This window comes from Micromonospora fulviviridis, from assembly GCF_014648395.1.
GTDB classification, from domain to species: domain Bacteria; phylum Actinomycetota; class Actinomycetes; order Mycobacteriales; family Micromonosporaceae; genus Micromonospora; species Micromonospora fulviviridis.
On record NZ_BMRA01000001.1, the window covers coordinates 322,629 to 343,703 of the forward strand.

A 21,075-nucleotide genomic window follows, 5' to 3' on the forward strand; every position below is an offset into this window, starting at 1 on the left:
CCTAAAAACGAATGTTCGTTCTCTTGGGTTGAGAGTGCGCCACCGCAGCGAGATTCGTCAAGAACGAACGTTCGATTTAGAATGTGGGTCGTGCCACGCGTCTCCGAGCAGCATCTCGCCGCCCGCCGCCAGCAGATCCTCGACGCGGCCCGGCGCTGCTTCGTACGCGACGGCTTCCACAACACCTCGATGCAGGACGTGATCAAGGAAGCCGGTCTTTCGGTCGGCGCGGTCTACCGCTACTTCCCGAGCAAGAACGACCTGATCACGGCCATCGCCCAGGCGGTGATCGGCACCGCCGACGCGACCTTCGCCGACCTGTCCACGGCCGACCCGCCGCTGCCCCTGACCGGGGTGCTGGAGCGGGCGCTGACCTTCGTCGACACCCAGCTCGGCCCGGACGGCGTGCTGCCGCTGGCGCTCCAGGTGTGGAGTGAGGCGCAGCGGGACCCGGTGCTGGCCGAGTTCGTCGGGGCCACGTACACCCGGCTGCGTGGCCACTTCGTGGCCGCCGCCGGACGCGCGCGCGACGCCGGCGAGCTGCCCGCGGACGCCGACCCGGAGGCCGTCGGCACTGCGCTGTTCGGCCTGGTCCCCGGCTACTTCACCCAGCGCATCCTGACCGGCTCCCCGGACCGCACCACCTACCTCGCGGGCGTCCGCGCCCTGGTCCGGGCCACCCCCCGTCCCTGAGCCACCGCGATCTTGCAGTTCGCGCCCCGGCAGGAGGGGCGGAAGCCGCGGAACGCGGACCCGAACTGCAAGATCGCGGAGGCGAGGGGGTGCGGAGTCAGGCGAGGCGCCAGACCTGGAAGGTCGGGCCGTCGCCGGGGAGGGTCACCGCGCCATCGGCGTCCGGGCGCAGGGCGGGGGCGCCGCCGTAGACGTTCTCGGCGGCCGGGAGGCCGGACAGGCGGACCGGGGTGCCGGGGGCGCGGCGGGCCAGCATCAGCACCGCGCCGGTCGGCGCCTCGCGGAGGAAGACGAGGGTGTCCGCGTCGGCGTGCACCCAGCGCAGGCCGCCGTGCCGCAGCGCCGGCTCGTTCCGGCGCAGCGCCAGCAGCGACCGGTACGCCTCGAAGGTGCGCCGGTCCCAGCTCTCCGGCCGGTGCCACGGCATCGGGGTACGCGACCCCTCCCCGTTGCCACCGGTCAGGCCCAGCTCGTCGCCCGCGAAGACCACCGGGGTGCCCGGCATGGTGGCGAGCAGGCCGGCGGCCACCTCCTGCCGGGCCGCGTCGCCGACCACGGTCCGGATCCGGGCCGAGTCGTGCGAGCCGAGCAGCTGCCACGAGTGCGTGTACGACCGCCAGGAGATCAGCGACCGGTAGGTGTTCATGGTGGCCAGCACCGCGTCCGCGTCCCGCCGCCGCACCCCGCCGGGCGTGCCGAGGAAGTTCGGCAGCGAGCCGTCGCCCCGGCGCAGCCACGACCAGACCGGATCGGTGAAGCCGACGTAGTTCATGGTGCCGTGCCAGCCGTCCCGGTCCAGGTCACCGGTGTGGTCGTGGCCGTGCTCGGCGAGCAGCAGCCCGTCGGCCCGGGTCTCGGCGACCACCTCCCGCAGCAGCCGCGCCACCTCGTGGGTGTACGCGTCCGCGCCCCGCCGGCCGGTCATGTTCGCCACGTCCACCCGCCAGCCGTCCAGCGCGTACGGCGGGCGCAGCCAGCGGCGCAGCAGCGAGTCCTCGGCGGTGGCGAAGCGCCGGCGCAGCTCGGCGCTGCCCCAGTTGAGCTTCGGCAGCGACTTGACCCCGTTCCAGGACTCGTAGTCGGAGCCGCCGGCCACGTCGAAGTAGTACAGCTCCCGCTCGGGCGCGTGCACGTCGGAGACCGCCGCGGTGAACCACTGGTGGGCGTCGCCGGTGTGGTTGCTCGTGATGTCGCCGAGCAGCCGCCAGCCCCGGGCGTGCACCGCGTCGGCCAGCCGGGCCAGGGCTGCGTCCCCGCCGAGCAGCGGGTCGACGGTGTCGAAGCTCGCCGCGTCGTACCGGTGGTTGGAGCGGGCCGGGAAGATCGGCGTGAGGTAGACGGTGTTCACCCCGAGCCGGTCCAGGTGGTCCAGCCGCTCGGTGATCCCGTCGAGGTCGCCGCCGTAGAACTGGCGGGGCGTCTCCGGGCCGCGCCCGATCACCGGCGTGTCCCAGTCGCACGGGATCGCCCAGTCCGGCGCGGTCCGGCCGGCCGCGGCGGCCGAGCGGGCGAACCGGTCCGGGAAGATCTGGTAGATCACCGCGTCCCGGGCCCAGGCCGGCGGCGGCGCGTGGCTGACCAGCTTGAAGTCGCCGTTGTCCGGCACGTCGTGGTCGACCAGGCCGGCCGCGTTCAGCCAGCGGGCGCCCCGCGCGCCGTCGAGCAGGAAGCGGTAGTTGCTGACCGGGTTTCGGACCTCGACGTCGGCCCGCCACCACACGTCACCGCCCTCGGTGCGGTCGACCACCGCCTCGGCGAAGCGCGGCTCGCCGTCGCCGGTGGTCCGGACGTGCACCTGGCGGACGTCGGCGCCGGCCGGCACCCGGACGAAGACCGGGACGGTCTGCCCGAGCGCCGGCTCCTGCTCGGGCACGTAGGTGGCGGATCCGTCGTGGTGCGGCTGGAGGGACATGGGGATGCCTTTCGCGTCGTTGGCGACAGGGAGTGGGGCGGGCACCCGCCGCGATCGGTCACCCGACCGCGGCGGTCCGCCCGAGAACCGCTCCGGTGTACGTCAAAGACGCCCTTGCCGCAGCGTGCGCAATGGGTACGGAGTGGCACCACTCGCCTCGCCCACGACGGCGAGCGACCACCCCTCCGGCTTATCCCTTGACCGCGCCGGCCGTGAGGCCGGAGACGATGTAACGCTGGAGCAGTTGGAACACCAGCACCGTCGGGATGGCGGTGAGCAGGGTGCCCGCCGCGAACATCCCGAAGTTGTTGTTGCGCTCGCCCGCCACCAGGCCGAACATGCCGACCGCCAGGGTCTTCGACTCGGTGTTGGTGAGGAACACGTTGGCGATCATGAACTCGTTGATCGTGCCGATGAACGACAGCAGCGCGGTCACCGCCAGGATCGGCGCCACCAGCGGCAGCATGATCCGGAAGAAGACCTGGGCGTGCGTGGCGCCGTCCATGGTCGCCGACTCGTCCAGCTCGCGCGGCAGGGTGTCGAAGAAGCCCTTCATGAGCCAGGTGTTCACGCCCAGCGCGCCACCCATGTAGAGCAGGAACAGGCCCCACGGGGTGTTGAAGCCGAGCACCGGCCACAGGTCGGTGACCGTCGTGAAGATCAGGAAGATCGCCACGATGGCCAGGAACTGCGGGAACATCTGGATCAGCAGGAGCGTGAGCAGGCCGATCCGGCGACCGGCGAACCGCATCCGGGAGAACGCGTACGCCGCCAGCGAGGACAGGAAGATCGACACGAAGCTGGCCGTGCCGGCGATCAGCAGCGAGTTGAGGAACCAGTGCCCGAAGGCGGTCCGGGAGAACAGGTTGCTGAAGTTCTCGAAGGACGCGCCGGTGGGCAGCAGCTCGGTCGAGGAGAGCGTGCCCAGCGGGTTGAGCGCCGCGGAGAGCACGAACAGGATCGGGAAGAGGCTGAACACCACCGCCAGCACCCCGACGAGGTGCCGCCAGCCCACCTGGGCGAACCAGCGGTTCTTCGACCTCCCCTTCGCGTTCCGGTTGGCGACCGGGGCGTCCGCGTAGGTCGTCACGAGTACACCTCCTCCTGCTTGCGGGTACGCCGGAAGCTGATCGCCGACACCGTCGCCACGATCGCGAAGATGAAGATCGAGACCGCGGCGGCCATGCCGAACTCGGCGCCCTGGGCGCCGAAGGCCAGCCGGTAGGTGTAGGTGATGAGCAGGTCGGTGGCGCCGTTGGTCGGGTTGTCCGGCGCGAACGGCCCGCCCTCGGTGGTCAGCCAGATCGCGTTGATGTTGTTGAAGTTGTACGCGAACGACGCGATCAGCAGCGGCGAGAGCGCGACCAGCAGCAGCGGCAGGGTGACCGCCCGGAAGGACTGCCACGGGCTCGCGCCGTCGACCGAGGTGGCCTCGGTCAGCTCGCGCGGGATCGCCTGGAGCGCGCCGGTGGCCACCAGGAACATGTACGGGTAGCCCAGCCAGAGCTGCACCAGCAGCACCGCGGCCCGGGCCGACCAGCTCTGGCCGAACCAGTCGACGTCCAGCCCGAACAGGTTGTTGACCAGGCCGAAGTCGGTGTTGAACATGTCCCGCCAGACCAGCAGCATGGCGAACGACGGCATGGCGTACGGCAGGATCAGCAGCACCCGGTAGAGGTTGGTCCCGCGCATCCGGGGCGAGTGCAGCGCGAGCGCGATGGCCATGCCGAGCAGGAAGGTGAGCCCGGTCGAGCCGATCGCGAAGGCGAAGTTCCACAGCAGCGTGCCGAAGAACGGCCCGGAGATGTTCGGGTCGGTGAGCACCCGGCTGAAGTTCTTCAGCCCGACGTTCACCTTCCAGCCCTGGGTGAGCCGCTCGCCGTCGGCGGCCACGAAGGCGCCGGTCGCCGGGTCGGCGGTCCAGGTCTTGCCGGTCTCGCTGTCCTTGACGCAGTCACAGCCCGCGTCGTACGCCCGGACGGCCTTGCCCTCGTAGGCGCGGGTGAGGCCGTTGGACCGGATGGCGCCGCCGGAGGTCGGCACCACCAGGTCGGTGATCTCCTTGCTCCGGACGCTGGCCTGCCCGATGTTCAGCACGGTGTAGCCGTCGGCGGCGGTGACCTTGCCGGTGAGGCTGCTGGCCTCCACGTCGCCGGCGTCGAGCTTGCGCAGCCCGCCCGCGTCGCCCGCGAAGACCTCCTTGGTCTTCGGGTCGCTGAGCAGGAAGACCAGCGGGCCGGTGGCCGGGTCGCCCTTGGTGGCGATGGAGAGGGAGTACTCGGTGGAGCCGGGGACCTGCTTCACCGAGGAGGTCTGGATGGCGACGATCGCGTCGTCCTTGCTGCCGCGGTGGCCGTCGCCGAAGTTCGTGAACGCGGTGCTCGCCGTGTAGAGCACCGGGAAGACCTGGAAGGCGATGAGGAAGATCGTGCCGGGGACCAGGTACTTGGCCGGGATGTGCCGGCGGCCCAGGTAGAGGTAGAACAGGCCCGCGGTGGTGGCGGCGAGGATCGCCAGCCCGATCCAGTGCTCGGCCTTGATGAGCGGGAACGCCGCCCAGATCGCGATCCCGGCCACCAGGCCGAGCAGGACCACCTTGACGACGAGGCCGGTCGCGGTGATCGGCGCGTGGTTCCGCGCGGTACGGGACTTGCGCGGGAGCCCGCGGCGAACGGGCTCCCGGCCCGGGGCCTGCTGAGCAGACCCCGGGCCGGACAGCGACGTGCTCATTACTTGATCTGACCCGCGATGGTCTTGCCCGCGGCGGTGATCGTCTTGGCCGGGTCGGCGCCGCCGATGATGGCGGCCTCCGCCTTGCCGAAGGGGTCCCAGATCGCGGCCATGGCCGGGATCGCCGGGAGCACCTGGCCGTTCTTGCCGGCCTCCTGGAACTTGGCCAGGTCCGGGTCCTCGCCCTTGACCTGGTCGAAGGCGGCGGTCAGCGCCGGCGGGCGCGGCTCGGCCTTGTACAGCGCGACGGCCAGCTCGGGCTTGGTCACGTAGTTGGTGACGAACTCCTGGGCCAGGGCCTTGTTCTTGCCCTTGGCGGCGACGTAGAACGCCTGGACGCCCACGAACGGCTGGGCCTCCTTGCCACCGGCGAAGCCGGGGACCGCGGAGATGTCGTACTTGATGTTGGCCTTCTTGGCGTCGGCGATGGCCCACGGGCCGGAGACCAGGAAGGCGCACTTCTTGCCGGTGAAGGTGGCGATGGAGTTCTCGCCGGTGATGGAGCGCTTCAGCGCGCCGTCGCCCTTCTCACCGAGCTTCGCGATCTTCTGGAAGGCCGCGATCGACTCCGGCTTGCCCACGCCCAGGTCCTTCGGGTCGTAGTCGCCGTTGGCCGCGGTGCCGAACAGGTAGCCGCCGCCCGAGGTGTACAGCGGGTAGACGTGGTACGCGTCGCCGTTCTGGCCGGACTGGAGGCAGAGGATCTCGCTGGCCTTCTTCTCGGCCTTGAGCTTCTTGCCGGTGGTGACCAGTTCCTCGATGGTCTTCGGCGCCTCGGGGGCCAGCTCGGTGTTGCGGATCAGCGCGACGTTCTCGGTGGCGTAGGGGACGCCGTAGAGCTGGCCGTTGAAGGTGACGGCCTTGACGGCGGTCTCGTTGAACGCGCTCTTCTGCTCGGCGGCGAGCTGCACCGGGTCGATGGCGCCGTTCTGGACCAGGTTGCCGATCCAGTCGTGCGCGCCGACCACGACGTCCGGGCCGCTGCCCTGCTGCGAGGCGGTGACGAAGTTGGTCTGCAGGTCCTTGGAGACGGCCTGGACCTCGACGGTCACGCCGTTCTCCTTGCCGAACTCCTCGGCGAACGGCTTCAGGGCCGCGGTTCGCTTGTCGTCGGCCCAGATGACCAGCTTGCCACCGGTGGCCTTGGCGGACTCCTTGGCGGCCGGCTTGTCGCTGTCACTGCCGCCGCAGCCGGACGCGGCGAGCGCCAGGCCGAGGACAGCGACCACACCCGCGGTACGGATGCGCATCGGTACTCCTGTCGTCATGGCGGCCCGCCGGGGGAAGGGCGGTCCGCCAGTGGAAACCTCGGTAATTTCTTGCTGACCGGCGCGGGGGGTGCTGCGCCGCTGCTCTCGCATGTTGCGGGGACGTTAGCAAGAGGTTGCAGAGAATGGAAGGGCTTGCAGGAGTGTACGCAAGAACTTGCCCGTGAGCTAAAGTGCCGCCATGCGCGCTCGACTGTCCGACATCGCCCAACAGGCCGAAGTCAGCGAGGCCACGGTGTCGCGGGTGCTCAACGACCGCCCCGGAGTGGCCCCGGAGACCCGGCAGGCCGTCCTCACCGCCCTCGACGTGCTCGGCTACGAGCGCCCCGCCCGGCTGCGCAAGCGCAGCGCCGGGCTGGTCGGCCTGGTCGTGCCCGAGCTGGACAACCCGATCTTCCCGGCCTTCGCCCAGGTCATCGAGTCGACGCTGGCGCAGAGCGGGTTCACCCCGGTGCTCTGCACGCAGACCCCCGGCGGGGTGACCGAGGACGAGTACGTCGAGATGCTGCTCGACCGGCAGGTCTCCGGGATCGTCTTCGTCTCCGGCCTGCACGCCGACACCGCCGCCAACCACGACCGGTACCGGGCGCTGATCGCCCGCCCCCTTCCGATCGTCATGATCAACGGGTACGCGCCCGGCATCGCGGCGCCGTTCGTCTCCTGCGACGACGGCGAGGCCACCGAGCTGGCCGTCGCGCACCTGGTCGCGCTCGGCCACCGGCGGATCGGCCTGATCACCGGCCCGGACCGGTTCGTGCCCGTGCAGCGCCGGGTGGCCGGCTTCCGCTCCGCGATGAAGCGGCTGGTCGGCACGACCGAGGCGGAGGTCGGCGAGCTGGCCGAGCTCTCCCTGTTCGGCGTCGAGGGCGGCGAGGCCGCCGCGGGCCGGCTCATCGAGCGCGGCGTGACCGGCCTGGTCTGCGGCTCGGACCTGATGGCTCTGGGCGCGATCCGGGCCGCCCGGCAGCGCGGCCTCGCCGTCCCCGACGACGTCTCGGTGGTCGGCTACGACGACTCCCCGCTGATGGCCTTCACCGACCCGCCGCTGACCACCATGCGCCAGCCGGTCGCCGCCATGGCGGTGGCCGCCGTCCGGGCCCTGGTCGACGAGATCAACGGCCACGCCGCCCCGCACTCCGAGTACGTGTTCCGCCCGGAGCTGGTGGTGCGCGGCTCGACCGCGGTGGCCCGCCCGGCCGAGGCCGGCGGCAGCCCGAAGCGGCAGCGCGCCACCCCGTCCACCCTCGCCGTCCCCGCCTGAGCCCGTCCCGAGCCGGCGGCCCCGCCCGGTCCCCGTCATTTCTTGCGCAAGGAATGCTTGACTCTTGCAGCAGTCGGGCGGCATTCTGCTCAGACACCCTGCGCCCATCACCCACGCCCGCGCCGGGCGTCACCGTCCCGCGCCAGAGAACGGGGATCTGAACCGATGACCTCCGCCCCCCACCCCACGCCGCTGACCGCCGACGACGACTGGTGGCGGTCCGCCGTCGTCTACCAGGTCTACGTCCGCAGCTTCGCGGACTCGAACTCCGACGGCGTCGGTGACCTGGAGGGCATCCGGCAGCGCCTGCCGTACCTGCGTGACCTCGGGGTGGACGCGCTCTGGCTGACGCCGTTCTACACCTCGCCCCAGATCGACGCCGGCTATGACGTGGCCGACTACCGGGACGTGGACCCGATCTTCGGCAACCTCGGCGACTTCGACGCGATGATCACCGACGCGCACGCCCTGGGCCTGCGGATCATCGTGGACCTGGTCCCCAACCACACCTCCAGCGCGCACCCGTGGTTCACCGCGGCCCTCGCCGCCGGCCCTGGCTCCCCCGAACGCGAGCGCTACCTCTTCGCCGAGGGCAAGGGCGAGCAGGGCGAGCTGCCGCCGAACGACTGGGAGAGCATCTTCGGCGGCCCCGCCTGGACCCGCGTCCCCGACGGCCAGTGGTACCTGCACCTGTTCGACCCGGCCCAGCCCGACCTCAACTGGCGGCACCCGGAGGTGCGCGCCGAGTTCGAGGACGTGCTGCGGTTCTGGCTCGACCGGGGCGTGGACGGCTTCCGGATCGACGTGGCGCACGGAATGATCAAGGCCGAAGGGCTGCCGGACGTCGGCTTCAACTCGATGACCACCGGCCAGCGCCAGTCCGAGCTGCTGGGCAAGGGCCGGCTCCCCTACTTCGACCAGGACGAGGTGCACGACATCTACCGCGCCTGGCGACCGATCCTGGACAGCTACCCGGGCGGCCGGATGGCCGTGGCCGAGGCGTGGGCGGAGACCCCGCAGCGGCTGGCCCGCTACATCGGCCCGGACGAGCTGCACCAGGCGTTCAGCTTCGACTTCCTCGACGCCACCTGGTCGGCCGACTCGTTCCGCAAGGTGATCGACACGGCACTCGCCGAGTCGGCCATCGTCGGCGCGCCGACCACCTGGGTGCTCTCCAACCACGACCGGCAGCGGCACGTCACCCGGTACGGCGACGGCGAGGTCGGCCTGCGCCGCGCCGGGGCCGCCGCCCTGCTGATGTTCTCCCTGCCCGGCTGCGCGTACGTCTACCAGGGCGAGGAGCTGGGCCTGCCCGAGGTGCTGGACCTCCCCGACGAGCTGCGCCAGGACCCGGCGTTCCTGCGCACCGGGGAGAGCCGGGACGGCTGCCGGGTGCCGATCCCGTGGAGCGGCGAGCTGGCCCCGTACGGCTTCGGCCCGGAGGGCAGCGAGCTGAGCTGGCTGCCGGCCCCGGCGACCTGGCGTGCCCTCTCGGTGGCCGCCCAGGCCGGGGTGACCGGCTCGACGCTGGAGCTCTACCGGGCCGCGTTGCGGATCCGGCGCGAGCACCCGGCGCTGGCCGGCACCGACGGGATCACCTGGCTGGAGACCGAGCCCGGGGTGCTGGCGTTCCGCCGCACCGCCGGGGACGCGGAGCTGACCTGCGTGGTCAACATCAGCGGCGCGGAGGTGACCGTCGCCGGACACGGCCGGCCGGTCGTCGCCAGCGCCGATCTCACCGAGCGGGGCGACGGGCACGTCCTGCCGGTGGACGCAGCTGCGTGGTTCGAACGGCGCTGAGCCGGGTAACCCGCCATTGACCTGGTCGTCCGTTGTGCCCCGCGCCGACGGGCGGCTGGGCTACCGACCCCTTGTGGTGGGGGGTGAGGTGGCGCCGGCCCCTCGGGACCTCGTTCCCGAGGGGTCGGCGTCCATCTGGGACGCCGGGGTACCACAGGGTGATGACCGCACACGTGGCGCAGTACACCCTCGACATCGGTGACCTCAACCGTATGGTCGACTTCTGGTCGGCCGCCCTCGGCTACACCGTCCGCCGGGGCGACGACGGCAGCGCGAAGCTCTACCCGCCGCCCGGCCGGCCCGGCCCCACCGTCTGGTTGCAGGGCAGCGGGACCCCGAAGAACGGCAAGAACCGGCTCCACCTGGACCTGGTCTCGGACGGCGACGCGGCGGCCGAGGTCGACCGGCTGATCGGGCTCGGCGCCCGGCGCGTCGACGTCGGGCAGACCGGCACGGAGGGCTTCGTGGTGCTCGCCGACCCGGAGGACAACGAGTTCTGCGTGCTCGACGGGCCGCCGAGCTGAGCCTCAGTCCCCCCTGGCGGTGAGCAGCGCGGCGATCCGGGCGAGCCCGGCCCGCACCTCGTCCCGGCTGGGCGCGGTCACCGGCTCCGGCTCCGGCTGCCGCTCGGCGGCCAGCTCCAGCTCCTCGTCGATGACGTCCTCGAAGTCGCCGTAGAGATCGGCCTCGTCGACCCGGGCCGCCTCGTCCTCGGCGGCGATCTGCGCGGCGGCGATCTCGCCGCGGATCTCCTCGGGGGTCAGCGCCGGCAGCAGCGGCTCCACCACCGCCATCAGCTGCTCCTCGGCCACCACCGCCTCGGCCAGGGCGAGCGCGTGCGGGCGCTCGTACGGGCCGCAGACCACCGGCTCCCACTCGTCCTCGTCGCCGAGCGGGCCGAAGGTGATGATCCACGGCAGGCCCAGCATCGGCGAGTCGTCCGGCAGGTCCAGTGTCACGAGTGCGCCCACCGGCCCATCATGGTCGGTGGCGACGCGGACGTGCGCCTCATTCACGCCAACTCCCCCCTCTCCGGCGGTCCCTCTCACCCGTGCGTACCGGCGTCCAGAGCCGCACGGACCAGGGCGATCGCACGCTCCGGCGGGACGCCCAGGCGCAGCGCCTCGGCGGCGTACGCCACGGCGGCCCGGTGCAGGCGGTCGGTGGCGTCGTCGCGCCCGGGAGCCACCACGGTGCCGTGCCGGCCGCGCGTCTCCACCAGCCCGGCGGACTCCAGCTCCCGGTACGCCCGGGCCACGGTGTTCACGGCCAGGCCCAGCTCGGCGGCGAGCTGCCGGACGGCGGGCAGCCGGGTGCCGACCGCCAGCCGGCCGTCACCGATCAGCGCGGCGAGCCGCCCGCGCACCTGCTCGTACGGGGGCACCGGCGAGTCCGGGTCGATGCGGATCCGGGTGCTCATCCCGCCCCTCCCGGCGTACCCGGGTCGGTCTCCTCGTCGACCTCCACGTCCACCTCCCGCGCGGCGCCCCCCTCGGCCAGGTCCACCACCCGGCCGTAGCGGCTGGTGGCGGCCAGCGCGGCGCCGAAGAGCACCATCTGGTTGAGCAGGTAGAGATAGAGCAGCAGCCCCACGGCCGTGGCCACCACGGTGTAGGCCGGGTTCCGCTCGGTACGCACCACGTAGTAGCGCCCGACGGTGTTGAGCAGCGTGATGCCGACGGCGACCGCCAGCACGGCGGGGCGCAGCCGGCGCCGGCTCATCCGCAGCCGGGGCACCGCCACCAGCAGCGCGGTGGCCAGCACCGCGTTGACCAGCACGCTGAGCACCGCGCTGACCGTGGTCAGCCCGACCGACCCGGTGCTGCGCAGCAGGAAGCGCAGCAGCGACTCCAGCGCATCGACGGCGGCCACCGAGACGCCCAGCAGCACGAAGACCGCGACCAGCACCCCCAGGTCGACCAGGCGGCGGACCACGAGATTGCCGGGCTGCTGGTTGAACCCGTACATGAGCCGCTGCGAGGAGCGGATGGCCTCGACCCAGCCGATCCCGGTGAAGACCAGGATGACCAGACCGATCACCCCGACGGTGTTGCTGCTCTGCGCAATCTGCTGCGGGTCGAGGAAGGGCAGGTTCTCGTCCAGGAAGTCGGCCGCCGCCCTGCTGACCTCGCGGTTGTCCTGAAGGATCGTGCCGAAGATCCAGTAGCCGACCAGGGCCAACGCGAACACGGCGAAGAAGCCGTAGTAGGCGATCGCGGCGGCCAGCCGGCCGGCGAGCAGGTCGGCGTAGAGCGTCCCGGCCCGCCACACGTGGTCGAAGACCGACGACCGGTCGCGGGCCGCGTCGATGCGGCGCCCCAGCGCGGCCTCGATCCGACCGATGACGTTCACCTCGCCATCCTCGCCGAATCCCCGGCCCGGTGGAGGCAGGCCGGCCGCGTGCTCAGCTCAGCCGCCGAGGCGGAAGTCGCGGCGGGGCTGCCACCGGGTGGCCCCGCTGTGCGAGAACAGGGTGAACGCCTCCACCTCGAAGAGCGCGGAGAAGTCGGCCAGGTCCTCGTACGCCTTGTCGAGCACCTCGGGCGGCACGTCCTGGGCCACCGTGACGTGCGGGTGGTACGGGAAGCGCGCCTCGCGGTGCAGCTCGGGGGCCGCGTTGATGGCGGCGGCGAGCAGCTCGCACTCGCTGATGCCGGCGGCCACCGCCACGAAGACCACCTGGGTGACCGGCCGGAACGTGCCGGTGCCCCGCAGGTGCAGGGTGAACGGCAGGTGGGTGGCGGCCACCCGGGCCAGGTGCGCCTCGACGGCGGGCAGCGCGCGCACCGGGATCTCGGTGGGCCCGAGCAGGGTGACGTGCGCCGGGACGGCCTGCGGGTCGCCCGCCTCGATCCGCCGGCGGGTGAGCATCCCGCCCCACGGCTCGGGGATGTCGACCGCGATCCCGATCTGGATGGTGTCACCGGCGTCCGGCGACCCGTCCCTGCCATCCACGCTGCGCGCCACCCCTCCGGCCACCGACCGTCTCACCCGTTCCCGCCGTGCCCCGGGCCGCTACTCGAACCGGACCGGCGGGAAGAAGCCGATCCGCTCGTACGCGGTGCGCAGCGTCGCGGCGGCCACGGCGCGGGCCTTCTCCGCGCCCTGCGCGAGCAGCTTGTCGAGCTGTGCCGGGTCGTCCAGGTAGGCGCGGGTGCGCTCCTGGATCGGGGTGACGAACTCCCGGACCACCTCGGCGAGGTCCTTCTTCAGGTCGCCGTAGCCCTTGCCGTCGTAGGCGGCGACGAGGTCGTCGATGCTGCGGCCGGAGAGCGCCGAGTAGATGGTGAGCAGGTTGGAGATGCCCGGCTTGCCCTCGGCGTCGAAGACGATCTCGCGGCCGGTGTCGGTGACCGCCGAGCGGATCTTCTTGGCCGAGCGGGCCGGCTCCTCCAGCAGGTCGATGATGCCGGCCGGCGAGGAGGACGACTTCGACATCTTGGCCGTCGGGTCCTGCAGGTCGGTGATCTTCGCGGTGTCCTTGACGATGTGCGGGGCGGGCACCGTGAAGGTCGGGCCGAACAGCGAGTTGAACCGCTGGGCCAGGTCGCGGGAGAGCTCCAGGTGCTGCCGCTGGTCCTCGCCGACCGGCACCGCGTGGGCCTGGTAGAGCAGGATGTCGGCGGCCTGCAGGATCGGGTAAGTGAACAGGCCGACGCTGGCCCGCTCGCTGCCCTGCTTCTGCGACTTGTCCTTGAACTGGGTCATCCGGCTCGCCTCGCCGAAACCGGTGATGCAGCCGAGCACCCAGGCCAGCTGCGGGTGCTCGGGCACCTGCGACTGGACGAAGAGGGTGCTGCGCTCCGGGTCCAGGCCGACCGCGAAGAGCTGCGCGGCGGCGATCCGGCTGCGCTGCTTGAGCACCTTCGGGTCGTGCCCGGCCGTGATCGCGTGCAGGTCCACCACGCAGTAGAACGCGTCGTGGCTCTCCTGGAGGGCCACCCAGTGTCGTACCGCGCCCAGGTAGTTGCCGAGGTGGAACGAGTCGGCCGTCGGCTGGATGCCGGAGAAGACGCGCGGGCGGGCGGGTACGTCGGACATGACGGCAATTCTGTCAGCAAGCCCCGGCGGCCGTCATGACGGGCCGGCCGGTCGGGTGGGCACGGGCGGGAGCGGCGCGGTGACCTCGCGCCGGGGCTCGGGAAGGCGCGCCGTGGAGACCGCGAGGCGGGACACCCGCCGCCCGTCGAGCGCCACCACCCGCAGCAGCCAGCCGCCGGGCGGGTCGTCCGGGTCGGGTCCGCCGGCCTCGTCCGGGTCGCCGGCCACCGGCACCTCGTCGCCGGCGACCGGCAGCCGGCCGAGGGCGGCCATCACGAAGCCGCCGACCGTCTCGTACGGTCCGGCGGGCAGCGGCACCCCGGTCCGCTCGGCGAAGTCGGCCAGGTTGAGCCGGCCGTCCACCACGGCGGGCAGGCCGGCGTGGGCCGGGTCGGGCGGGGCGTCGTCCTCGTCGTGGATCTCCCCGACCAGTTCCTCGACCAGGTCCTCGCAGGTGACGATGCCGGCCGTGCCGCCGTACTCGTCGACCACCACGGCCAGGTGGTGGCCCTCCCGGCGCATCTCGGTGAGCGCGGCCAGCACCCGCTTGCTGCCGGGGAGCCGCTTCACCTCGCGGGTCAGGTCGGCGACCGTGGCGCGCGGGTCCCGTTCCGGGCGCAGCAGCACGTCCCGCAGGTGGACGAGGCCGACCACGTCGTCGTGGGTGCCGTCGATGACCGGGTAGCGGGTGTGCGGCTCGGCCCGCACCAGCCGCTCGGCCTCGGTCAGGGTGAGCCCGGTGGCGAGGAAGACCACCTCGGTACGCGGCACCATCACCTCGCGGATCAGCCGCGCGCCGGCCACCAGCACCTCGTCGATGATCCGCCGCTCGTCCGGGTCGAGCACCGTGTTGGCCGCGACCAGGTCGCGCAGCTCGGCCTCGCTGATCCGTTCCCGGCCGGCCGTCGGGCTGGCCCCGAGCAGGTCGGTGACCAGGCGGGTGGCGCCGTCGGCGGCCCGCACCACGAGGCGGGCCACGGTCCGGGCCACGGGTCCCGGTTCGCGTCTGGGCCGCCCCGACGAGCGCCGCCGGGGCCCGGGACCACCTCCCTCCCGCATGAGAAGGATGGTAGACAGCAGGCGCCGTACGCCCCGGGCAATGTTCGGATCTGTTCAATCATGAAGGATTGTGGTGGAATGGTGGGCGGCCTCACTCGCAGCCGCGGCACAGCCCGCGGCCGTAGGGTGATCACGGACGGCCGCCGCGCCACGCGGCCAGGCAGAGGAGGACCGACGTGAAACTGCTCGTCACCGGCGGCGCCGGTTACATCGGCAGCGTGGTGACCCGGATGCTGCTGGACCACGGTCACCAGGTGACCGTCCTGGACGACCTGCGCACCGGCCACCGGGCCGCGCTCGCCCCCGAGGCGACCCACGTCGACCTGCCGATCCACGAGGCCGCCCGGGTGCTCACCCCCGACGCCGGCTTCGACGGCGTGCTGCACTTCGCCGCCCTGATCGCCGCCGGCGAGTCGATGGTCCGGCCCGAGCTCTACTGGCACACCAACACCGTCGGCTCCCTCGCCCTGATCGACGCGGTCCGCGCCGCCCGGGTGCCCCGGCTGGTCTTCTCCTCCACCGCCGCCGTCTACGGCAACCCCACCGAGCTGCCCATCCCGGAGACCGCCGTCAAGGCCCCCACCAACACCTACGGGGCGACCAAGCTGGCCGTCGACATGGCGCTCACCTCCGAGGCGATCGCGCACGACCTGGCCGCCGTCTCGCTGCGCTACTTCAACGTGGCCGGCGCGTACCGGCACGACGAGCGGGTCATCGGTGAACGGCACGACCCCGAGACCCACCTCATCCCGCTCGCCCTCGAGGTGGCCGCCGGCCGGCGCGACAAGCTCCAGCTCTTCGGCGACGACTACCCGACCGTCGACGGCACCTGCGTCCGCGACTACATCCACGTCGAGGACCTGGCCCGCGCGCACCTGCTGGCCCTCGACGCCGCCACGGCGGGCCGGCACCGGATCTACAACCTGGGCAACGGCAACGGCTTCACCAACCGGCAGGTGATCGACGTGGTCCGTGAGGTCACCGGGCACCCGGTGCCGGTCGAGGTGGCCCCGCGCCGCGAGGGCGACCCTGCCGAACTGGTCGCCTCCTCCGCGCTGGCCCGCGCGGAGCTGGGCTGGACGCCGGAGAAGCCCACCCTCCAGGACATGGTCGGCGACGCCTGGGAGTTCTACCGCACGCACATCCTGGAGGACCGGTGAGCGCGAGGAGTGAGCCGGTTTTGCGAGCCCCGCAGTCGCGAACGAAGGAGGACCGGTGAGCGGTGACGTCGCGGCCCGCGCCACCGCCGGCTTCCGGCAGCGGTACGGCGGGGAGCCCGCGGGCCGCTGGGCGGCTCCCGGCCGGGTCAACCTGATCGGCGAGCACACCGACTACAACGACGGCTTCGTGCTGCCCTTCGCGCTGCCACTGCGTACCGTCGTCGCCGCGGCGGTCGCCGACGACGGGCGCTGGAGCGTCTGGTCGGAGCTGGACGACAAGCCCGTGGAGTTCGGGCCGGCCGAGGCCGACGAGCCCGGCCGGGTCGACGGCTGGGCCGCCTACGTGGCCGGGGTGGTCTGGGCGCTGCGCGCCGCCGGCCACACCGTCCCCGGCGCCCGGCTGGCCATCGCCTCCGACGTGCCGGTCGGCTCCGGGCTCTCCTCGTCGGCGGCCATCGAGGCGGCGGTGCTCGCCGCCCTGGTCGAGCTGGGCGGCCTGGACCTGCCCGCCGACCGCTGGCCCCGGCTCGCCCAGCGGGCCGAGAACGACTACGTCGGCGCGCCCACCGGCATCATGGACCAGTCCGCGGTGATCCGCGGCCGCTCCGGGCACGCGCTCTTCCTGGACTGCCGCACCGAGGCGGTCGAGCAGATCCCGTTCGACCTGGAGGCCGCCGGGCTGGCCGTGCTGGTGATCGACAGCCGCGCACCGCACCGGCACGCCGACGGCGAGTACGCGGCCCGCCGCAAGTCCTGCGAGCGGGCCGCCAAGGCGCTCGGGGTGGCCGCGCTGCGCGACGTCGCCACCGGCGACCTGGACGCCGCGCTGGCCCGCCTCGACGACGCCGAGACCCGCCGCCGGGTCCGCCACGTGGTCACCGAGGACCAGCGGGTGCTCGACACCGTCGAACTGCTGCGCGCCGGCCGGATCCGCGACATCGGCCCGCTGCTGACCGCCTCCCACGCCTCGATGCGGGACGACTTCGAGATCACCGTGCCGGAGATCGACACCGCGGTCGAGGCGGCGCTGGCCGCCGGGGCGTACGGGGCCCGGATGACCGGCGGCGGGTTCGGCGGCTGCGTGCTCGCCCTGGTCGACGCGGACGCCGCCGACGCCGTGGCGGCCGCCGTGGCCGCCGCGTACGCCGACCGCGGCTTCGCCGCGCCCGGCACGCTCACCGTCCTCCCGGCCGGCGGCGCGACCCGCCTCGACTGAGCCGCCCTCCCCGACAGAAGAAGGGTGGCCGTCCCGCTCGGGACGGCCACCCCTTTTCGATCCGGTGCCGAAGCGGTCAGCCCGCCTCGACGATCATGCCGGCGCCCACGGTCCGGTTCGTGGCCTCGTCGATGATGACGAAACCGCCGGTGGTGCGGTTGCGGCGGTACTCGTCGGCCAGCAGCGGGACGGTGGTGCGCAGCCGCACCCGGCCGATCTCGTTGAGCTTCAGCTCACCGGCCGTCTCGTCGCGGTGCAGCGAGTTGACGTCCAGCCGGTAGTGCAGCCCGCGCACGATCGCCCGGGCCGAGCGGGTCGTGTGCTTGATGGCGTACTTGCCGCCCACCTGGAGCGGGCGGGTCTCGTCCATCCAGCAGATCATCGCCTCGATGTCCTGGGCGACGGTCGGGGCGTTGTTCGGCCGGCAGATCATGTCGCCGCGCGAGATGTCGATCTCGTCGGCCAGCCGGACGGTCACCGACATCGGCGGGAAGGCCTCGTCCACCGGGCCGTCGGCGGTCTCCACCGAGGCGATCCGGCTGGTGAAGCCCGAGGGCAGCACCATCACCTCGTCGCCGGCCTTGAGCACGCCCGAGGCCACCTGGCCCGCGTAGCCCCGGTAGTCGGTGACGGTGGTGGACTGCGGCCGGATCACGTACTGCACCGGGAAGCGGACGTCGACCAGGTTGCGGTCCGACGCGATGTGCACCCGCTCCAGGTGGTGCAGCAGCGACGGGCCCTCGTACCAGGGCATGTTCTCCGAGCGGGTGACGATGTTGTCGCCCTGCAGCGCGGAGATCGGCACCACGGTCAGGTCCGGCACGTCGAGCTTCGCGGCGAACGCGGTGAACTCGTCGGCGATCTGCTCGAACACCTCCTGCGACCAGTCGACCAGGTCCATCTTGTTCACGCAGAGGACCAGGTGCGGCACCCGCAGCAGCGAGCAGAGGAACGCGTGCCGGCGGGACTGCTCGACCAGGCCCTTGCGCGCGTCCACCAGGATCAGCGCCAGGTCGGCCGTGGAGGCGCCGGTGACCATGTTCCGGGTGTACTGGATGTGCCCCGGGGTGTCGGCGATGATGAACTTCCGCCGCGGCGTGGCGAAGTAGCGGTACGCCACGTCGATGGTGATGCCCTGCTCCCGCTCGGCGCGCAGGCCGTCGGTGAGCAGCGCCAGGTTGGTGTACTCGTCGCCCCGGGCCGCGCTGACCGCCTCGACCGCGGCGAGCTGGTCGGTGAAGAGCGACTTCGTGTCGTAGAGCAGCCGGCCGATCAGGGTCGACTTGCCGTCGTCGACGCTGCCGGCGGTGGCGAACCGCAGCAGGTCCATCGGCCGGGCCGACGCGTCGGCCTCGGCCGGCGCAACAGTCTCGACGCTCATCAGAAGTAGCCCTCCCGCTTGCGGTCCTCCATGGCGGCCTCGCTGACCCGGTCGTCACCGCGGGTCGCGCCGCGCTCGGTGATCCGCGTTGCGGCCACCTCCTCGATCACCTTCTCCACCGTGTCGGCGTCCGAACGGACGGCCGCGGTGCAGGAGGCGTCGCCCACGGTCCGGTACCGGACCTGGGCCTTGAACGGCTGCTCACCGGCGCGGCCCCGGAAGAACTCGTTGACCGCGTAGAGCATGCCGTCGCGCTCGATCACCTCGCGCTGGTGCGCGTAGTAGATCGACGGCAGCGGGATCCGCTCCCGGGCGATGTAGTGCCAGACGTCCAGCTCGGTCCAGTTGGAGAGCGGGAACACCCGGATCGACTCGCCCGGGTGGTGCCGGCCGTTGTAGAGCGACCACAGCTCGGGGCGCTGGTTCTTCGGGTCCCACTGGCCGAACTCGTCGCGGAAGCTGAACACCCGCTCCTTGGCCCGGGCCTTCTCCTCGTCCCGGCGGGCGCCGCCGAACAGCGCGTCGAAGCGGTGCTTCTCCACCGCGTCGAGCAGCACCGGCGTCTGGATCCGGTTGCGCATGCCGTCGGCCGACTCGCGCACGAGCCCCTTCGCCAGGGCCTCCGGCACGCTGGCCACGATGAGCTGGAGCCCCAACTCGGCGACGCGCTGGTCCCGGTATTCGAGAACCTCGGGGAAGTTGTGCCCGGTGTCGACGTGCATCACCGGGAAGGGAATGTTGGCCGGGGCGAACGCCTTCTGGGCCAACCGGAGCATCACGATCGAGTCCTTGCCGCCGGAGAAGAGCAGCACGGGCCGCTCCATCTCGGCGACGACCTCGCGCATCACGAAGATGCTCTCCGCCTCGAGGGCGTCCAGGTGGGACACCTGGTACGCGGCGGGGGCCGTCATGACACGAACTCGATTCGCTCGGATCCGCACATCGGGATTCCAGACCTTTCCGGTCGGACTCGTGAAGAAGAACGCTCAGGCTACCCGGAATGCCGCTGCAGCGCTGCAAGCAACCGGCTGGCGAGATCCTTGCGGCAGACCAGCAGGTCCGGCAGGCGCGGGTCGGCCTCGTTGTATTTCAGCGCAGATCCGTCGATCCGGGAAGCGTGCAGTCCGGTGGCCGTCGCCACAGCGACCGGAGCGGCCGAGTCCCACTCGTACTGACCGCCCGCGTGGATGTACGCGTCGACCTCACCGGTGACCACAGCGGCGATCTTCGCGCCCGCCGAGCCCATCGGAACCAGATGCGCGCCGATGTCCTCTGCCAGATCGGACAGGAAAACCGGCGGACGGCTACGGCTGGCCGCCAACCGGATGGTCCTGCCGCCGCCCGCCGTGGCGGCCTCCAGGGTCATCGGCGGGTACGCCGGCGGGTAGTCCGTGCCCAGCACCCGGTGCTGCGCCGGCAGCCCCACCGCGCCCGCCACGAGCCCGTGCGGCGTGGGCGCGCTGCGCGACCAGAGCGCCACGTGCACCGCCCAGTCCGAGCGGCCCTCCTCGGCGAACTCCCGGGTGCCGTCCAGCGGGTCGATGATCCACACACGGTCCGCGTTCAGCCGGGACACCGCGTCGCCGCTCACCTCGGCCGTCCAGGCCAGCCGGGAACCCTCGTCCTCCTCGGAGAGCACCGCGTCCGCCGGCCGCCACTTCGCCAGCTCGGTGCGGATCAGGTCGTGCGAGACCTTGTCCCCGGCCGACTTCAGCGCCCCCGCGTCGGCGAAGCCCAGCTCCGCGCGCAGGCCCATCAGCGCCTGCCCGGCCCGCGCCGCCAACCACCGGGCGAACGCGCCGTCGATCATCGGAGGACTGCCCATGCTGTTCCCGCTCCCGTCGCCCGGCTTCGCACGCCAGAAAGGCGCAGACTACCGGGCCGGACGCGACCGACCCGGCACGCCCCGCCCGGCGCCTCAGGCGCCGTGGTAGAGGTTCTGCGTCGGCTCCACACCCTTGGTGACCACCGACTCCACGACGTCCGCCGCCCGGTCCACCAGGAACTCCAGCTCCTTGCGCTCCGCCGAGGAGAAGTCCGACAGCACGTAGTCCGCCGGATCCTGCCGCCCCGGCGGCCGGCCGATCCCGAACCGCACCCGCACGTAGTCCTTGGTGCCCAGCGACTTCGACATCGAGCGCAGGCCGTTGTGGCCGCCCTCGCCGCCGCCGATCTTCACCCGCAGCTGGCCGTAGGGGATGTCCAGCTCGTCGTGGACCGCGATCACCCGCTCCGGCGGGATCTTGTGGAACTGCGCCAGCCCGGCCACCGGGCCGCCGGAGAGGTTCATGTAGGTCAGCGGCTTCACCAGCACCAGCTTCGGGCCGCCGAAACCCAGCCGCCCCTCGGCCACCTCGGCCACCGCCCGCTTGTGCCGGCCGAACCTACCGCCCACCCGCCCGGCCAGCAGCTCGGCCACCATGAAGCCGACGTTGTGCCGGTTGCCCGCGTACTCCCGACCGGGGTTGCCCAGGCCGACCACCAGCCACGGCCCCGCCTCGTCCGTCACGCCACGTCCCTTCCGCTCTCCCCCACGACCCGCCTCCGATACGCG

20 protein-coding genes are annotated in these 21,075 nt (G+C 72.3%); 6 read left to right on the forward strand and 14 right to left on the reverse strand.

Annotated features, from left to right (window positions below; translation table 11 throughout):
• Window positions 1-90 precede the first annotated feature (90 nt).
• Window positions 91-693, forward strand: coding sequence for a TetR/AcrR family transcriptional regulator (locus tag IEY96_RS01495; protein ID WP_189192984.1), 603 nt, complete (start codon window positions 91-93; stop codon window positions 691-693).
• Window positions 694-790: 97 nt separating this feature from the next.
• Here IEY96_RS01495 and IEY96_RS01500 read toward each other — a convergent pair whose 3' ends face one another.
• The 4 genes from IEY96_RS01500 to IEY96_RS01515 all read right to left on the reverse strand — a co-directional run bounded on the left by IEY96_RS01500 (window position 791) and on the right by IEY96_RS01515 (window position 6,585).
• Window positions 791-2,605 carry a glycoside hydrolase family 13 protein gene (locus tag IEY96_RS01500; RefSeq protein ID WP_189192985.1) on the reverse strand — a complete coding sequence of 605 codons (1,815 nt, stop codon included), beginning with the start codon at window positions 2,603-2,605 and terminating at the stop codon, window positions 791-793.
• Between the two features lie 190 nt (window positions 2,606-2,795).
• Window positions 2,796-3,695, reverse strand: a complete 900-nt coding sequence (locus IEY96_RS01505) for a sugar ABC transporter permease (RefSeq protein WP_189192986.1) — start codon at window positions 3,693-3,695, stop codon at window positions 2,796-2,798.
• On the reverse strand, window positions 3,692-5,335 hold the full coding sequence (locus tag IEY96_RS01510; RefSeq protein WP_189192987.1) for an ABC transporter permease subunit: 1,644 nt from the start codon (window positions 5,333-5,335) through the stop codon (window positions 3,692-3,694). Before IEY96_RS01510 ends, IEY96_RS01505 begins: the two co-directional genes overlap by 4 nt.
• On the reverse strand, window positions 5,335-6,585 hold the full coding sequence (locus tag IEY96_RS01515) for a sugar ABC transporter substrate-binding protein (protein WP_189192988.1): 1,251 nt from the start codon (window positions 6,583-6,585) through the stop codon (window positions 5,335-5,337). The genes IEY96_RS01510 and IEY96_RS01515 overlap by 1 nt, the downstream gene beginning before the upstream one ends.
• A gap of 199 nt (window positions 6,586-6,784) precedes the next feature.
• On the opposite strand from IEY96_RS01515, the gene IEY96_RS01520 reads away from it, so the two are divergent.
• The 3 genes from IEY96_RS01520 to IEY96_RS01530 all read left to right on the forward strand — a co-directional run bounded on the left by IEY96_RS01520 (window position 6,785) and on the right by IEY96_RS01530 (window position 10,188).
• Window positions 6,785-7,864, forward strand: a complete 1,080-nt coding sequence (locus IEY96_RS01520) for a LacI family DNA-binding transcriptional regulator (protein ID WP_189192989.1) — start codon at window positions 6,785-6,787, stop codon at window positions 7,862-7,864.
• Window positions 7,865-8,029: 165 nt separating this feature from the next.
• On the forward strand, window positions 8,030-9,664 hold the full coding sequence (locus IEY96_RS01525; protein ID WP_189192990.1) for a glycoside hydrolase family 13 protein: 1,635 nt from the start codon (window positions 8,030-8,032) through the stop codon (window positions 9,662-9,664).
• Window positions 9,665-9,825: 161 nt separating this feature from the next.
• Entirely contained in the window at window positions 9,826-10,188 is a 363-nt protein-coding gene (locus IEY96_RS01530; RefSeq protein ID WP_189192991.1) for a VOC family protein, read from the forward strand.
• 3 nt (window positions 10,189-10,191) lie between these two features.
• Here IEY96_RS01530 and IEY96_RS01535 read toward each other — a convergent pair whose 3' ends face one another.
• The 6 genes from IEY96_RS01535 to IEY96_RS01560 all read right to left on the reverse strand — a co-directional run bounded on the left by IEY96_RS01535 (window position 10,192) and on the right by IEY96_RS01560 (window position 14,764).
• Window positions 10,192-10,635: a hypothetical protein gene (locus IEY96_RS01535; protein ID WP_189192992.1), complete on the reverse strand. Its 444-nt coding sequence runs from the start codon at window positions 10,633-10,635 to the stop codon at window positions 10,192-10,194.
• 74 nt (window positions 10,636-10,709) lie between these two features.
• Entirely contained in the window at window positions 10,710-11,084 is a 375-nt protein-coding gene (locus tag IEY96_RS01540) for a GntR family transcriptional regulator (protein ID WP_189192993.1), read from the reverse strand.
• Window positions 11,081-12,016, reverse strand: a complete 936-nt coding sequence (locus IEY96_RS01545) for a YihY/virulence factor BrkB family protein (protein ID WP_189192994.1) — start codon at window positions 12,014-12,016, stop codon at window positions 11,081-11,083. The genes IEY96_RS01540 and IEY96_RS01545 overlap by 4 nt, the downstream gene beginning before the upstream one ends.
• 57 nt (window positions 12,017-12,073) lie before the next feature.
• Window positions 12,074-12,655 carry a 2'-5' RNA ligase family protein gene (locus IEY96_RS01550; protein WP_189192995.1) on the reverse strand — a complete coding sequence of 194 codons (582 nt, stop codon included), beginning with the start codon at window positions 12,653-12,655 and terminating at the stop codon, window positions 12,074-12,076.
• A gap of 24 nt (window positions 12,656-12,679) precedes the next feature.
• Window positions 12,680-13,705, reverse strand: coding sequence for a tryptophan--tRNA ligase (trpS, locus tag IEY96_RS01555; RefSeq protein WP_091314292.1), 1,026 nt, complete (start codon window positions 13,703-13,705; stop codon window positions 12,680-12,682).
• 33 nt (window positions 13,706-13,738) lie between these two features.
• Entirely contained in the window at window positions 13,739-14,764 is a 1,026-nt protein-coding gene (locus IEY96_RS01560) for a hemolysin family protein (protein ID WP_189192996.1), read from the reverse strand.
• 230 nt (window positions 14,765-14,994) lie between these two features.
• On the opposite strand from IEY96_RS01560, the gene galE reads away from it, so the two are divergent.
• Window positions 14,995-15,924, forward strand: a complete 930-nt coding sequence (galE, locus tag IEY96_RS01565; RefSeq protein WP_229791386.1) for a UDP-glucose 4-epimerase GalE — start codon at window positions 14,995-14,997, stop codon at window positions 15,922-15,924.
• Window positions 15,925-15,979: 55 nt separating this feature from the next.
• On the forward strand, window positions 15,980-17,140 hold the full coding sequence (gene galK, locus IEY96_RS01570) for a galactokinase (RefSeq protein ID WP_189192998.1): 1,161 nt from the start codon (window positions 15,980-15,982) through the stop codon (window positions 17,138-17,140).
• Between the two features lie 76 nt (window positions 17,141-17,216).
• Here the strand turns inward: galK and cysN are convergent, their stop codons facing one another.
• From cysN to pth, 4 genes are all read right to left on the reverse strand, one after another.
• Window positions 17,217-18,521, reverse strand: a complete 1,305-nt coding sequence (cysN, locus tag IEY96_RS01575) for a sulfate adenylyltransferase subunit CysN (protein ID WP_189192999.1) — start codon at window positions 18,519-18,521, stop codon at window positions 17,217-17,219.
• Entirely contained in the window at window positions 18,521-19,432 is a 912-nt protein-coding gene (gene cysD, locus IEY96_RS01580; RefSeq protein WP_189193000.1) for a sulfate adenylyltransferase subunit CysD, read from the reverse strand. Before cysD ends, cysN begins: the two co-directional genes overlap by 1 nt.
• An 80-nt stretch (window positions 19,433-19,512) precedes the next feature.
• Window positions 19,513-20,346, reverse strand: a complete 834-nt coding sequence (locus IEY96_RS01585) for an inositol monophosphatase family protein (RefSeq protein WP_189193001.1) — start codon at window positions 20,344-20,346, stop codon at window positions 19,513-19,515.
• Between the two features lie 93 nt (window positions 20,347-20,439).
• Complete coding sequence (gene pth, locus IEY96_RS01590) at window positions 20,440-21,030, reverse strand: aminoacyl-tRNA hydrolase (protein WP_189193002.1); 591 nt, start codon at window positions 21,028-21,030, stop codon at window positions 20,440-20,442.
• Between the last annotated feature and the right edge of the window lie 45 nt (window positions 21,031-21,075).

Excerpts from the sequence above, each read along its gene's own strand:
- cysD (WP_189193000.1), bottom strand. The coding sequence starts at position 19,432 with ATGACGGCCCCCGCCGCGTACCAGGTGTCCCACCTGGACGCCCTCGAG.
- galE (WP_229791386.1), top strand. The coding sequence starts at position 14,995 with ATGCTGCTGGACCACGGTCACCAGGTGACCGTCCTGGACGACCTGCGC.
- IEY96_RS01500 (WP_189192985.1), bottom strand. The coding sequence starts at position 2,605 with ATGTCCCTCCAGCCGCACCACGACGGATCCGCCACCTACGTGCCCGAG.
- IEY96_RS01515 (WP_189192988.1), bottom strand. The coding sequence starts at position 6,585 with ATGCGCATCCGTACCGCGGGTGTGGTCGCTGTCCTCGGCCTGGCGCTC.
- IEY96_RS01525 (WP_189192990.1), top strand. The coding sequence starts at position 8,030 with ATGACCTCCGCCCCCCACCCCACGCCGCTGACCGCCGACGACGACTGG.
- IEY96_RS01510 (WP_189192987.1), bottom strand. The coding sequence starts at position 5,335 with ATGAGCACGTCGCTGTCCGGCCCGGGGTCTGCTCAGCAGGCCCCGGGC.
- IEY96_RS01530 (WP_189192991.1), top strand. The coding sequence starts at position 9,826 with ATGACCGCACACGTGGCGCAGTACACCCTCGACATCGGTGACCTCAAC.
- IEY96_RS01585 (WP_189193001.1), bottom strand. The coding sequence starts at position 20,346 with ATGGGCAGTCCTCCGATGATCGACGGCGCGTTCGCCCGGTGGTTGGCG.
- IEY96_RS01540 (WP_189192993.1), bottom strand. The coding sequence starts at position 11,084 with ATGAGCACCCGGATCCGCATCGACCCGGACTCGCCGGTGCCCCCGTAC.
- IEY96_RS01560 (WP_189192996.1), bottom strand. The coding sequence starts at position 14,764 with ATGCGGGAGGGAGGTGGTCCCGGGCCCCGGCGGCGCTCGTCGGGGCGG.
- cysN (WP_189192999.1), bottom strand. The coding sequence starts at position 18,521 with ATGAGCGTCGAGACTGTTGCGCCGGCCGAGGCCGACGCGTCGGCCCGG.
- IEY96_RS01520 (WP_189192989.1), top strand. The coding sequence starts at position 6,785 with ATGCGCGCTCGACTGTCCGACATCGCCCAACAGGCCGAAGTCAGCGAG.
- trpS (WP_091314292.1), bottom strand. The coding sequence starts at position 13,705 with ATGTCCGACGTACCCGCCCGCCCGCGCGTCTTCTCCGGCATCCAGCCG.